Source organism: Exiguobacterium sp. s142 (assembly GCF_018618455.1).
Taxonomy (GTDB): Bacteria; Bacillota; Bacilli; order Exiguobacteriales; family Exiguobacteriaceae; genus Exiguobacterium; species Exiguobacterium aurantiacum_A.
This window is the reverse complement of sequence record NZ_JACSMB010000015.1, coordinates 1-14,334: the sequence shown is the minus strand read 5'-3', so window position 1 is coordinate 14,334 and position 14,334 is coordinate 1. Positions and strand designations below refer to the sequence as shown.

11 protein-coding genes are annotated in these 14,334 nt (G+C 52.5%); 4 read left to right on the top strand and 7 right to left on the bottom strand.

Annotated features, from left to right (window positions below):
• Nucleotides 1-63: 63 nt before the first annotated feature.
• From KNP77_RS12365 to KNP77_RS12355, 3 genes are read left to right on the top strand one after another with little or no spacing between them, the layout of a single operon-like run.
• Complete coding sequence (locus KNP77_RS12365) at nt 64-1,617, top strand: CotH kinase family protein (RefSeq protein WP_214891049.1); 1,554 nt, start codon at nt 64-66, stop codon at nt 1,615-1,617.
• A complete protein-coding gene (locus KNP77_RS12360; protein WP_131470138.1) occupies nt 1,614-2,312 on the top strand; it encodes a polyphosphate polymerase domain-containing protein in 699 nt (232 codons plus the stop codon). The genes KNP77_RS12365 and KNP77_RS12360 overlap by 4 nt, the downstream gene beginning before the upstream one ends.
• Before the next feature lie 13 nt (nt 2,313-2,325).
• Nucleotides 2,326-3,006, top strand: a complete 681-nt coding sequence (locus KNP77_RS12355) for a DUF4956 domain-containing protein (RefSeq protein WP_214891047.1) — start codon at nt 2,326-2,328, stop codon at nt 3,004-3,006.
• 570 nt (nt 3,007-3,576) lie between these two features.
• Here the strand turns inward: KNP77_RS12355 and KNP77_RS12350 are convergent.
• Entirely contained in the window at nt 3,577-4,602 is a 1,026-nt protein-coding gene (locus KNP77_RS12350) for a GTPase (protein WP_131470139.1), read from the bottom strand.
• A 358-nt stretch (nt 4,603-4,960) separates the two neighbouring features.
• Between KNP77_RS12350 and KNP77_RS12345 the strand changes: the two genes are divergently transcribed.
• Complete coding sequence (locus KNP77_RS12345; protein ID WP_214891045.1) at nt 4,961-6,286, top strand: PDDEXK-like family protein; 1,326 nt, start codon at nt 4,961-4,963, stop codon at nt 6,284-6,286.
• 49 nt (nt 6,287-6,335) lie between these two features.
• On the opposite strand, the gene KNP77_RS12340 is transcribed toward KNP77_RS12345, so the two are convergent.
• Genes KNP77_RS12340 through KNP77_RS12315 form a run of 6 tightly spaced genes read right to left on the bottom strand, consistent with a single transcriptional unit; the run spans nt 6,336 to nt 14,248 of the window.
• The gene (locus KNP77_RS12340; protein ID WP_214891043.1) at nt 6,336-7,298 is read right to left on the bottom strand and encodes an aldose epimerase family protein; all 963 of its coding nucleotides are present in this window, start codon (nt 7,296-7,298) and stop codon (nt 6,336-6,338) included.
• A 22-nt stretch (nt 7,299-7,320) separates the two neighbouring features.
• Entirely contained in the window at nt 7,321-8,835 is a 1,515-nt protein-coding gene (locus KNP77_RS12335) for a UDP-glucose--hexose-1-phosphate uridylyltransferase (RefSeq protein WP_214891041.1), read from the bottom strand.
• Entirely contained in the window at nt 8,832-9,839 is a 1,008-nt protein-coding gene (galE, locus tag KNP77_RS12330) for a UDP-glucose 4-epimerase GalE (RefSeq protein ID WP_214891039.1), read from the bottom strand. The genes KNP77_RS12335 and galE overlap by 4 nt, the downstream gene beginning before the upstream one ends.
• Nucleotides 9,836-11,020, bottom strand: coding sequence for a galactokinase (locus tag KNP77_RS12325; protein WP_214891036.1), 1,185 nt, complete (start codon nt 11,018-11,020; stop codon nt 9,836-9,838). Before KNP77_RS12325 ends, galE begins: the two co-directional genes overlap by 4 nt.
• Nucleotides 11,021-11,042: 22 nt before the next feature.
• Nucleotides 11,043-13,109, bottom strand: coding sequence for an alpha-galactosidase (locus KNP77_RS12320; RefSeq protein WP_214891034.1), 2,067 nt, complete (start codon nt 13,107-13,109; stop codon nt 11,043-11,045).
• On the bottom strand, nt 13,106-14,248 hold the full coding sequence (locus tag KNP77_RS12315) for a beta-galactosidase (RefSeq protein ID WP_353048830.1): 1,143 nt from the start codon (nt 14,246-14,248) through the stop codon (nt 13,106-13,108). The genes KNP77_RS12320 and KNP77_RS12315 overlap by 4 nt, the downstream gene beginning before the upstream one ends.
• Between the last annotated feature and the right edge of the window lie 86 nt (nt 14,249-14,334).

Below are 14,334 nucleotides of genomic sequence, written 5' to 3'. Positions count from 1 at the left end.
TCATCGACTATCGCATCCCCCGAGACGAAATCGTCCGAGACGTCGTTTGCTGAAGACAAACGGGTGTATGCCAGCCATGATGGTAACCGGCTTGAACATGTGTACGTCACTGTGTTCGACCAAAAGACGGTACCGGAAAATGACATCACGCTGTATGATTTAAATGAATCTTATAAACAATACAGCAACCTCGAGAGCGGTCCGAAGCTGTTCGTCCATTTTGAGACAGGCGATGCTGAGGGGCCCGATTCGATCAACTTGTTCGATGATGCGACCGTAAATGCCACCATCGAGCTACGAGGTCGATCAAGCCGTTTAGAGCCACAAAAGTCGTATAAAATTCGACTCCAAGACAGCGCCGGACTTTGGTACGGTCAAAGTGTGCTGAATTTAAATAAGCACGCGGACGACCGAACACGGGTTCGCAATCGCTTGGCATTCGCCTATTATGAACAACTCAATGACATCTCGAGTTTACGTACTAATTTCGTTCAGTTGCATGTCCGTGATATGACGGATTCGAGCCAGGCTGACGAATTTGTCAGTTACGGTCTCTACACGCACGTGGAACAACTGAATGAAGAAGCGCTCTCTGCACGCGGATTGAACCCAGATGGTCACTTATATAAGGCAGAGAACTTTGAGTTTCATCGCTATCCGGATGCATTAAAAACGAAAGACGACCCGACTTATGACAAAAACGCATTCGAGTCGGTTCTCAAAATTAACGGTTCAGATAATCATGAAGAATTGTTGACCATGCTCGATGACTTGAACGATCTATCCAAACCGTTCGACGAAGTGTTCGATACCTATTTTGATGAGGAAAATTACTTAACGTGGCTTGGAACGAACATTTTGTTTGGAAACTATGACACGATGTCGACGAACTATTATTTATACAGTCCCCTCAACTCAGAAAAATGGTATTTCATGCCATGGGACTTCGATAAAGCACTCGGTCGTGATACCGAACGGACGGACGTCATGCCAAGTTGGCAACAAGGTGTTCAACGCTACTGGGGAACCGTCCTTCATCGTCGTTATTTGAAAGACCCGGATCATGTCGAAGCACTGAAGAAAAAAATAGAGGAATTGACGCGCGTCATCAATGCGGACAACACGAAACGATTGATTGATGGGTTCTATCCGGTTGTCGCCCCACTTGTCACGAGTGAACCAGACCTTCGCTTCTTAAGCGTCGAAGCGAGTGATTACGCGACGAGTTATCGTTCACTCGAAAACATCACTTCGAAATATCAGAAAGATTTTATTCGCTCTCTCGAAAATCCAATGCCTATTTTCCTTAACTACGCTCGTGAAGGTAAGCAAGATGTCTTTCGGTGGGATGCTTCTTACGACATCCAAAACGATGAGTTACGTTATCACTTTGAATTGAGTAAATCTCCTGATTTTTCAACGCACGTCACCGAAAAGCAAAATATGACAACGTTCTCTCACTCGATTCCGATCCTTGACCCCGGTCGTTATTATTGGCGCGTCACGGTCACAGACGCGGAAGGAAATTCACAAATCCCATTTGACTATTACCGAGATAATGACCGGGTAATGCATTGGGGTGTCCAACAAATTGTAATACCAGGAGCAAAACCATGAAGCGATTTCGGCACGAACTCAAGTACTTTATTAATGAAAAAGACTATGCGACCCTTCGAGATAAAATCAATCTTGTCCTGACCCAAGACCAACACTCTGTCAGTCGGGATGGCTACTTGATTCGCAGTCTTTATTTCGACAACGTGTATGATCATGATTTGATTCAAAAGAATAGCGGTATCTTCCGACGTAAGAAGTTCCGGATTCGAACGTACAACTACTCAGAAGACGTTATTAAACTTGAAAAAAAGAGTCGGCAAGGCGAATATATTTTGAAATCCTCTGTCCCGATTACGCGTGAAGAATATGAACAGATTTTAGATTGGAACTATGATTTCTTGTTGAAAAAGCCAGAACCGCTGTATCAAGAGTTTTACTACTATTTGACGAGTTCTCAGATGCGTCCCCGTGTCATCGTCGACTACGTCCGTGAGGCGTACGTCGGGACACTCGGCAACGTCCGAGTCACATTTGACAAGGAACTTAGCTTTGTCACAAATAGTATCGATTTGTTCGAGAAACATCCCGTTTCAGAAGAAGTACTCGATTATCCGAAAACGATTTTGGAAGTGAAGTACGATGAATTTTTACCGGAGTATATACGTCAACTACTACAACTAGAGTCACACCAACGATCTGCTATTTCGAAGTATGTTCACTGTCGGATGGCAAGTATTCGTTATCATGGATTATGAAAGAGTGGAATCAATGGAAACGACAATTAATTTTAATGATGTCATTAAAAACAGTTTTTTAAACGAGTTTACCTTCGGGAATTTATCCATTATCGATGTGATGCTAGGGCTGTTGACCGCTTTTATCGCCGGCGGTTTCATCTACTTCATCTACAAAATGACGTACCGAGGTGTCCTTTACAGCCCGAGTTTCAATGCTACTTTACTTGTCATGACGATGATTACCTGTCTCGTCATTATGACCATTTCGACGAACGTCGTCTTATCACTCGGCATGGTAGGCGCACTCAGTATCGTTCGTTTTCGGACAGCCATCAAAGATCCGTTCGATGTCGTCTTTATGTTTTGGGCGATTGCAGCTGGTATCTCAAGTGGTGCCGGACTCTACTTTTTGACGCTATTCGGGGCAGTCGTCGTCGGGGCAGTCATCTTCATGCTATCTCGTAAAAAGCACACCGATACGCTTTATCTCCTCGTGATCCATTACTATGAAGATGGGAACGATGAAGTACGACGTGAACTGCAACAACTCGATTACACGCTCAAGTCAAAAATTGTTCGGAAAGATGTGGTCGAATTGACGGCTGAATTACGGTTGAAAATCGACAATACTGCTTTCATGAATCGATTGAACGACATCGAGGAAGTACGTGACGTTTCACTAGTCCAATACAACGGAGACTATGCCGTATAGCCTGTCAAATGGACTCGCCCACACCATGGTGAGTCCATTTTTTATCCAAAAGAAGAAATCTGAACACTTGTAAATGTAAGCGTCGATATTTCGTTTTAGCGCGTGCTACACTTCAAGTATCAAATAACAATTGAATGGTTCCCTGCGAAGGAATGTTACCTTCAGTGGGCATAACCTGGCTTGAGTCAAATCCGCCTTACGTCTGTTATGGAAAGCGACGACCTCGAGCTGTTAAAATAATATACGGTCGACTATATCGATTTCAGCTATTACGCGAGCCGTACGATGTGCACGGACCCGGAGATCAACAAAGCGATCTAAGGCAACATCTTTAGTTCGCTCGAGAGCCCGTTTATCGAGAAGTCAAAATGAGGCTCTCGACGTTCGAAGAAGAAAAGCTTCGATTGGTATAAGCAGGCCATCGTGACAAACGGGGAGGAAATAACGCAAATATAAAGAAGCAGCTTTGGCCGTGAGGCTAAGGCTGCTTCTTTTGTCCGGTGACCTCTAAATTAAAAAATTACAGACGTGTCTAAATGAAGAGTGTCCAGTCTAGACTTAACCCGATTATTATTTACTCTTTTCTTTATTCAAAAACATGTTGTACACAAACTTCAATTGCTCAGCTGTAAGTTCAATATTGTGCTCATGCATATATTTGACGGCATATCCCAATGCGATTGTCGCGGCACTTGCTACGCCAGCCCCAACTGCCCAACCAGCGCCAGGCACTAATTTGACCAATTGACGAAATGCTGTCTTTCCTGCATTTCCGACAATCGTCGCAATCAGTAACTCTTTCGCACTCTCTTTCGACACTGGTTTATCATATAGAAGAGACAGTTTGATGATTAGACCAACTTGAATGCCTGTTAGCGGGATAATATCAGATCCAGGGATTGGAGATGCTCCAATTGCGGCTGATGCAAGCCCTGCGCTGTTGATCCAACGATTCGCCGTTGTTGATTTGTCCTTTAGCTCACGAGCCATCAAAATATCTTTTTGCTTCTCCTCTAAAATTTTTAAGAGCTCTTTTTGTAGCATCTCGATATTCTCACCTGTTCGTGATGAGATTGGAGTGACCGGATAAACATAGTTTGTCGCCTGTTGGATGTATTGAACGAGTCCACCGATATCTTCAGCTGCATCAATCTTGTTCAGGACGATGATGATGTTTTTGTTCGTCTTCTCAATCTCTTTTAAGTTCTTCAACTCATTCTCGGATAACACGGTACCAGCCGCATTCGTGAAGAACAAAATAACGTCTGATTTCTTATAATAATCTAGCGTCACTTGCGAATTCTCTTTGTTGATATCATCGAGACCTGGGGTATCAACAAATACAATTTTATCCGTGTATTGAATTTCTTTAATCTCGACCGTCTCTCCAGGTTTTGCCCCAGTCGATACAATCTCACCATCCATCAACTTGTTAATGGTAGACGATTTTCCACAGTTTACATCCCCAACGAGCGCAATCAGAATATTGCTTTCAAGCTGGTCATTCGCTTGCTTGAATTGGTCATCATAGTTTTGATCAAACTCTTGTTCAAACACTTCTTCATCTACTTCATTAAAATTGAATGTTTTGTCCATTCTAGTCCCTCCGGATTCATAGTTTTCACGATAAATTCTCGCTTACCTCAAGACGCTCCATTGTTGATGTTACAAAATAGGAAGCTAAAATACTTCTTCTTTTATAATAAAAGGTAGATGATATTCCGCCCACTACTCCAAAATCGTTCGACACCTATTCGACAAAGTAGATAAAAAACTTTTTATTATCTTGTTATGCATCATCGATCGGAGCCAATCGCAATATCATCCGTCTCATAATATTACCTTTTAATCCTTTATCGCCCTGTAACTATTTCTAACCACGTCCAATATTTATTCATCTTCCTTAGTATTTTTGTAGTTTACTAATCTTATCAACTCTTCTTAGGAGGCTCTCATGCCATACTCACTCGACACCATCTTGCAATTAGAAAATTCCACCGATTTTAACCGGCTCCATCAACAGTTCCATCAATTTAATCCGCTCAAAGTACTTCGCGTCGATCAATACGAGATTCGTCATTCGAACGTCCTTGCTTGGTTATTTGACCCGAACGAAAATCATCGATTGGGAGGTTTCTTCTTGCGGAAAGTACTGATGAACTTGATCACGAAACCGGAAAATGAAGAGAAGATTGCAGGCATTGACTATCTACCGTTCCTTTACGCCCCGCTCTCAGATGTGACGGTGCACCGGGAATGGTGGACCGGGAACGGGGCCATCGACTTGTTGATTGATATCCCCTCGCTGAATTTGATACTTCTCATCGAAAACAAGTTCCATTCGAGTGAATCTGCCGGGCAGCTGAGTCATTACTTCGACCATGTCCATGAGACGTTTCCGACTCGAAACATCTTGCCGATCTATTTGACACTTTCGAGCGATGCCCCTTCACACGACGACTATTGGTTCCTCGACTATGATGATGTCCGCTTGATGATCACGCAAGAGCTCGAGCTGAACCGGACGACAATTGCCGACAACATTTATGACTTTTTGTCTTACTACATCGCGCTGCTTGAAGAGAGACTCGTCGATGATGAAGATACGATGAATATAGCGCTTCAGCTATATCAAGACTATGCGTCCGCGATTCACTTGCTTTACGCGAATGCCAATCCGGCGAAGCAAAAACAAATCGAACTTCGGCCAGCAGTCCGAACACTCGAGACACTTGATGCAGAGACGAAACGCCATTTACTTCTTATCTACAATCGAAAGCGCCAAACGATTGACTACATCTTCAAGACTGGTGGCAATATTGTCCACCAAGCCTTCCTTGAATTCGTAAAAGAGCAAGGAGTTACCACTTACTCGGCGCATACTCGTGTTCCTAATTTTGTCTTGGACGACTGGTTGCCAAATTTAGAACGGATGGATTGCTTAAATCGCTATTGGCTCAACTATGGATTGATTATTTGGTTCGAACGAAAAGGCAGCAAGCGTCTCAAACTCTATGTCGAAGTCGGCCCCATCGATTTCGCGGAACGTCTCCCGCTTCTTGAGACGCTCGAAGCGAAGAACATCTCGTTTTGGAAGTCCGGAAAACAAGAAGGGAAAAAGTTCACCCGTATCTACACGGAGGCGACTGACGTTTCCGATTGGACGAACGCAACTGTCGTAAAAGACGCCATGACGTCGCTCGTCGATGCTCCTGCGTTTCATTCATTTAGTGCGACGGTGACCGACGTGTTGAATGAGCTATATACTGTAAAAGCGTAACGCAAAAGACCATCGTCCTTGTCTACGACAGGTCCAATGGTCTTCCATTTTATTCAACACTAAACTTATACACCGTCCTCGAATGATACAACTCACCCGGTTTCAGTTCAATCGATGTGGCGATGTCTGGATAGTGCGGCGCGTCCGGAAGCGCTTGGGCTTCTAAACAGATGCCGCTATGCTTCTGCCGTCCCTCGAGCGTGACCGGTGTCTCTTCACTGAGGAAGTTCGCCGTATAGACGACCATGACCGGTTGGTTCGTCTCGACGTCGAGCACGCGTCCGCTCACTGGGTCGTGCAACCGCGCCACCCCATCCTTCAAGATGAACGGATGATCGAGCCCGCCGGCTTTCGCGATGGCTTCATCGTCTGATGTGATCGCCTCGCCGACTGCTTTCCCGTCGCGGAAGTCGAACGGTGTCGCATCGACATGCTGCAGTTCCCCGGTCGGGAGCGACTCATCATCGAGCCGCGCGACGTGGTCGGCCGGCAACGTCAGCACATGATCGTGGATCGTCGGCCGGCCACCGAGATTGAAATAGTTGTGATGGTTCAAGTTGACCCACGTCACTGCGTCCGTCTCACCCGTCATCGTGACGACGAGTTCATTGTCGTCCGTCAGTTCATAGATGACTTTGAAGCGGACGTTCCCCGGGTAGCCTTCTTCCCCGTCCGGACTTAAGTATATGAATTGAATCGCCTGTCCGTCGACGTCCATGTCCCAATACCGCGACGTGATACCGTCCGTCCCGCCGTGGATATGATGCGGGGCCTCGCTTGGGGTCAAGGCCACACCATCAATCTCGGCGTTACGGATTCTTCCGGCGATACGGCCGACGACCGAGCCCAAATAGACCGGGTTCTCGAGGTATTGATCCAAGTCGCCATATTTCAAAATGACAGAGTCCATGTTGCCGTCACGGTCCGGTGCCGTCAGCTCGGTCATGGCACAGCCATACTCGATCGCCGACAGCCGCATCCCGTTCTTGTTTTCAATCGTTGCTTCTCTCATTGGCTCACCTACTTCGACTAGTTTACCTGTTCATTCCCGTAGTCGACGCGCCGTACTCCACTTTATCGACGTGACTCAAAAATGAGCTCATGAACGCCGTGAAGCGCTCCTGCCCCTCGACCGTCTGTTTGAACACACCCGCGTCCTCTAATCCTTTGACGAACTTGTCGACGATGGCCTGGTCGACGATCACACGCGCGTCACCTGACTTCGTCTTCAACTCCTCGGCCCACGCCTTGTGCATGTCCGCGACCTCGACGTCCTCGCCTTCGATGAAACGGACGACTTGTTCGAGCTCGGTCTTGAGTCGAGCCGGCAACACGGCGAGCCCCATCACTTCGATCAAGCCGATGTTCTCGCGCTTGATATGATGGACGTCGGCGTGCGGATGGAAGATGCCGTCCGGATGCGCCTCGCTCGTCCGGTTGTTACGGAGGACGAGGTCGAGCTCGTAGCGGCCATCGCGGCGCCGGGCGATCGGCGTCACCGTATTGTGGCGGACGTCGCCCGTATACGGTACGATGTCACCGTCCTCGTAGTTTTGCCAGTGGCCGAGCAGTTGGTTCGCCAACATAGCGAGCTGCTCACGCTGCGTCGAACGGAGCCGGACGACCGAGAGCGGCCATTCGAGCGTCTCGATATCGACTTGGTCGTAACGGTCCGAGCGGTACGTCGCGACGACGTCGGCATCGTCCATCGCAAACCGGTAGCGGCCGGCTTGGTAATGGTCGTGTGTCAAGATCGAGCCGCCGACGATCGGCAGGTCCGCGTTCGACCCGGCGAAGTAGTGCGGGAACTGACCGACGAAGTCGAGCAGACGCTCGAACGCCGACCGGTCGATGACCATGTCGCGCACTTCGTTCGACAGTAAAATCGAGTGTTCGTTGTAGTACAAGTACGGCGAGTATTGGAACGACCACTCTTCCCCGCCGAGCGTGAGCGGGATGATGCGGTGGTTGGCCCGGGCCGGATGCTTCAAGTGTCCGCCGTAACCTTCGTTCTCGATCGCGAGCAACCCCGTCGGATAGTTCGTCTCTGGCGCCGGTTGCAGCCGGGCCCGCGCAATCTCGCGCGGGTCTTTTTCCGGCTTCGACAAGTTAATCGTGATGTCGAGCGTGCCGTAGCGGGTCGGTGCCTTGTACGTGATGTTGTTTGCGATCCGCTGCGTCTGGATATAGTTCGACGCCTGGCTCATCTTATAGAAGAAACTCGTCGCGGCCTCGACGTCAACTGCCCGGAGCGTGTTGAACGTGCGCGTCACCTCGGACGGTTTCGAGACGAACACGTCCATGACCTCGGCCATGAATCGGTCCTTCTCCTCTAATAAATTCTCGACGAGCCCGGCCTCGACCGCGTATTCGGTCAACGTCTCGAGCAAGTTCGGGATCGAGTCGCGCGGCACGAACGTCGGCTTGTCAAAGTCGAGCTTGTTCAATCGTGCGAGCACACGGTTCCGCGAGTAGATGCGGTCTTGCTCCGTGATCAGTTCCTCGCGGATCGCCGCCTCGACGAGCGCTTCAATCGTTGCATCGATCATCGTCTCGCCCCCTCTACGTGTTTGTAGCCTTCCGGATGTGACTCGTGCCAGTTCCAGGCGTCTGTGAGAATCATATCGACCGTCGAGCGCTCTGGTGTCCAACCGAGCACGCGTTTCGCCTTGTCCGGTGACGCGATCAGCATCGCCGGGTCGCCGGCACGGCGCACACCAGTTTGGACCGGAATCGGGTGTCCCGTCACACGGCGGGCCGCCTCGATGATTTCGAGCACCGACAGTCCCGTCTCCGTGCCGAGATTGAACACGTCGCTGTCTCCGCCTCGTTTCAAGTAGTCGAGCGCGCGCACGTGGGCATCGACGAGGTCTTGGACGTGGATGTAGTCGCGGATACATGTGCCGTCAGGCGTTGGATAATCGTCGCCGAACACGGTGATCGCCTCACGCTGCCCGTTCGCCACTTCGAGGACGAGCGGGATGAGGTGTGTCTCCGGTGTGTGGTCCTCGCCGATTTCACCCGACGGATCGGCCCCGGCGACGTTGAAGTAGCGGAGTGCGACGAAACGAATGCCAAAGGCGCGGTCACACCACTTCATCATCGTCTCCATGGCGAGCTTCGTCGCCCCGTACGTGTTCGTCGGGTTCGTTTCAGCCGTCTCCCGGATCGGCATCTCGTCCTGGTCGCCGTATGTCGCGGCCGTCGAGGAGAAGACGATCCGCGCGACACCGTGTTTGCGCATCGTCTCGAGCAACACTTGTGTCCCGAAGACATTGTTGTCGTAATACGCGAGCGGCTCCTCCATCGACTCGCCGACGAGCGAGTTGGCGGCGAAATGAAGCACTTCTGTGACGTCTTCGTTCGCGAACGTCTCGTCCATGAACGCACGGTCACGGATGTCGCCTTCATAGAAGCGGACTTGTTTCGGGACCGATTCGATATGCCCGGTCTGAAGGTTGTCGATCACGATCACGTCTTCCCCGCGCGCGAGCAAGGCGCGGACTGCATGGGAGCCGATATAACCGGCCCCGCCGACGACGAGTACACTCATTTGACTTCCTCCTCTACGAGTTCACGCGCGCCGTCCCCGACGGACGCGATATAAAATGTCGGCGCGTAGCCGATCGTTGTTTCGTATACGGTCGACACGGTCTGGATGACGGCTTCTGTCGACGTCTTGTCGACGATGGCGATGGCGCAGCCACCGAAACCGGCACCGGTCATGCGGGCGCCGATGACGCCATCGCAATCTTGTGCTGCCTGGACGAGCGTGTCGAGCTCGATACCGGTCACTTCGTAATCGTCACGAAGCGACGCGTGCGAGTCGTTCAGCAGTTGTCCGAACACGTCGAGCTTTTCGTCTTGAAGGGCGGTGAAGGCGAGCTTCGTCCGCTCGTTCTCCGAGATGGCGTGGCGGGCCCGTTTCCGGAGCGTCTCCGGGAGTTCTGATGCGACCGTCTCAAACGTCGCGACCGACAGCTGGCCGAGCGAGGCGACATCGAACCGCTCTTTTAGCAGGCCGAGTGCCGTGTCGCACTCGGTCCGGCGCTCGTTGTATTTCGAGTCGGCGAGTTCGCGGCGCTTGTTCGTGTTCATGATCAAAATGTCGTAACCGTCGAGCTTGATCGGCGCGTAGTCGTGATGGAGCGTATCGCAATCGAGCAGGATGGCGTGGTCGGCCTTGCCCATCCCGATCGCGAACTGGTCCATGATGCCTGAGTTGACGCCGATGAAGTCGTTCTCGACACGTTGACCGAGATGGACGAGATCGATTCGCTCGAGCCCGAGGCCGTACACGTCATTGATCATGAGCGCCGTCACGAGTTCGAGTGAGGCTGACGACGACAATCCGGCTCCGTTCGGGATGTTGCCGGCGAGGAAGAAGTCGAATCCTCCGATGTCGTGTCCGTCTTGTCGCAAGAGCGCGACGACCCCTTTGACGTAGTTGGCCCAGTCGTGACCGGCGTCATACGTCCCGTCCGTCACAGGGAACGTGACGACGCCGACGTCCTCGAAGTTGAGCGAGTAGACGCGAATGATACCGTCCTCGCGCTTCCGGACGAGCCCGTACGTGCCGAACGTGATGGCACAGGGAAAGACGTGACCTCCGTTGTAATCCGTGTGTTCGCCGATCAAGTTGATGCGGCCCGGTGCGAAGAAGATCCGCTCAGGCCCCGCCAAAAACACGGTCTCGAACTGTTCGTTCAGGTGTGCTAAATCAAATGCAAGCATACGACTCCATCCCTTCCATCGCTCACGCCGGGTGGATGACCAGGCAGTAAGCGTCATAATCGATTTGTTGTGTCAATGTGATCCCTTGTTGCATCAAGTAGCGGCCGCTCAAACGTCTTCCTTCATATAAGTAGACGCGGTCCGGGTCGAGCCCGGCGAGTTTGAGGCGCAGCTTGTTGTTGCCGTAATGACGGCGGTCTGCGTTGACGAGGGCGACGTAGTCCTCCCCGTCCGTATAGCCCATCGCGTGGAACCCTTCTTTCTTGAGTGAAGCGAGACGATAGCTCGTCCCGTGCTGCACGAGCGGACGGATCGACTTGTACGTCTCGATCCAACGCTTCGACGCGGCTAGGTCTTCCTTGCTCCATTCGAGCAAGTTGCCGCCGATGCCGAGCGTGCCCTGCATCGCGCTGACGAAGCGGTAGTTGAGCGGGAGTGCGCGGGCGTTCAGCCAGTTCGGCGCGTCCGTCACCCAGCAGCTCATCATCTTGGCGTTATAGGCGTAGGAGAACCCTTCCTGGATCTCGAGCCGGTCGAGCGCGTCGGTGTTGTCGCTTGTCCAAACCTGTTCGACGCGCGAGAGCACGCCGAGGTCGATCCGGCCGCCGCCGCCGGCACAAGATTCGAAGGCGACGTCCGGGTGTCTGTCCCGGAGCGTGTCGAGAATGCGGTAGACCGCTTCCGTATGACGGAGCCACAGTTCTTTCGCATCACCTAAATGCGGGCTGTCCGGTTCGGAGAAGGCGCGGTTCATGTCCCACTTGATGTAGCGGATCGCATGGTTCTCGAGCAGATCGTCCAACAGATGCGTCACGTGCGCCTCGACTTCCGGCAGCGCCAAGTTCAACACGAACTGGTTGCGTGACGTCGTCGACGGGCGTCCATTCGTGTGGTAGATCCAGTCGGGATGCGACCGGTAGAGATTCGAATCCGGGTTGACCATCTCCGGCTCGACCCAGAGGCCGAACTGGAGGCCTTTGTCCTCGACGTAGCGGATGAGCGGCTCTAGCCCGTTCGGGAACTTCGTCTTGTTGACGTGCCAGTCGCCGAGACCGGCCGCGTCCGAGTTCCGTTCGCCGAACCAGCCGTCGTCGACGACGAACAGCTCGCAACCGATCGCAGCGGCCTCATCGACGAGCCGTTTCTGTCCGTCCTCGCTGACGTCGAAATACGTAGCCTCCCATGAGTTGTAGAGCACGGGACGCAGCGTCTCGCGCGTCCGTTCCGGCATGATGACGTCGCGCTCGAAGTCGTGCGCGTTCCGGCTCATCGCCCCGAAACCAAGTTGTGTGTAGCCGATATAGGCCGCTGGCGTCGTGAACACGTCACCTGAAGCCAGCCGTTTCGCGAAGTCGAACGTGTTGAGCCCGCCCGTCACTTGCGTGAAGCCGAACTGGTCGCGCTCGAAATGGATCGCCCAGTTGCCGGAATGGCCGAGGAAGCCGTAGATGACCTCACCGTGCTGTTCCGTCGCCGCGTCGTCGAGCGCGAACCACGGATTGCTTTGATGGCTCGTCAAGCCGCGCCGGCTCTCGATCGTCTTCTTACCTGGGAGTAACTCACCTTGTTGTAATTGGAACTCACCGGTCCACGCCCCTGAAAAATGACTGAGACGCAGATTGCGCTCGGTCAACCCGAGGCTGAACGACTGCGCACTCTCGAGCGTGACGTCCGTCCCGGCTTGAACCGTCATCTTCCGTTCAATGATGTCGTACGCCGGATACACGGTGAAGTGGAGCGTGACCGTCACCTGTTGAATCGAGTCGACCAAGTCGAGCTCGAGCGTGTCGTGACCGATCCGTGCGTCTTGGAACGTGAAGGCGTGCAACCGTTCAGTCGCCGTATGGCTTTTGAGCGTCGGCTCGGTGTAGACGAGGTCGCCGAACGAGACGAACTCGTACGCGGCGACGCCGTCTGGTGTCTCGAACGACGAGTGCAACACCCGACGATCTGGTAGTTCAATGTAATCCGTTTCATGGAGCCGATCGCCGAGGTATTGATGGACGAGCCGGCCCCGGTCGTCGACGTCGAACACGTAGGCAATCTGCTTCCCTTCGATGACAAACCGGTTGTCGAAGCGATAGATCATGCCCCCACCTCCCGTTTCAACATAATGACGTCGAGCGGTTTGAGCTCGAGTGTCCCCGAGACCGCGTCCCCGTCGAGCGTCTGCCACTCGTCACCGATCTCGACCGTCGACGTGACGTCCGTCGAATGGTTCATATAGAAGCGGATGACGTGACCGTCGCCGTGACGATCGACTTTCTCGACGTCGTCCGGAAGACGCGTTGCGTCGATGCCGGCGCGCGTGAGCGCCTCATTGTATATTGTGTCAAGCATCGTATCGTCGACCGATGAGCCGATGTACGTCACGTCGCCTTTATACGTGTGACGCGTGACGGCGGCCGTCCCTTTGTAGAACGCCTGCTCATACGTCGCGAGCACGTCGGCACCTTTTGGCGTGATCAAGTCGCACCAAATGTTCGCCTCAGACACGTAGTCGCCTAGGCGAACCTGGTTCGACTGGACGGCCTGCAGGCTCTCGTACTCGTCGATCTCGATACCGGCGTATGTCGCGAACTTGCCCGGGAGCGTGTCTGCGTGACAGCGGTTGATCGGGTCTTTGACGCCGGTCCGGTACGTGAAGATGACGTGGCCGCCGTTCTCGATGTAGTCGATGAGCGATTTGTCGAACGTGTCATTGCCGAGGAAATAAAGCGGCACGACGACGAGTTTATACTTGTCGAGCGCGTCACCCGGGAAGACGATGTCCGTGTTGACGCCTTGGCGCACGGCCGCTCCGTAGAAACGGACGAACTCTTGCTTGAAGTTGAACGCATCCGAATGGGGCTGATGCGTCCACGCCCATAAGTTCTCTTGGTCGTAATAGACGGCGACGTCGGCCTTATATTCGGCCGCGTTGATCATGTCACCGTGCGTCGCGAGCTCTTTCATGACGCCCTGTACTTCATCGAATTTACGTTTCGGCTTGCCGTCGTGGTCGATGATGCCGTGGCAGAACTCCTCGGTACCGAAGTGCGCGGCTCGGAAACGGAAGTAGACGATCGCCTCGGCGCCGCGGGCGACGGCTTGGTGTGTCCAAAGACGGATGTGGCCCGGTCGTGGCAAGTAGCCGATCCGGCTCCAGCCTTGGGCGCCACTCAACTGCTCCATCACCCAGAAGCCTTTGCCTTGTTTCGACGAGCGGCACAGGTCGTGGTCGTGTATAAATGATAGTTTTAAGATGTCCTAAAACGTTGGGATAACAATGTACAATTTCGTCTCCTTCTCGCATACTTGTTCACGAGGTGAAC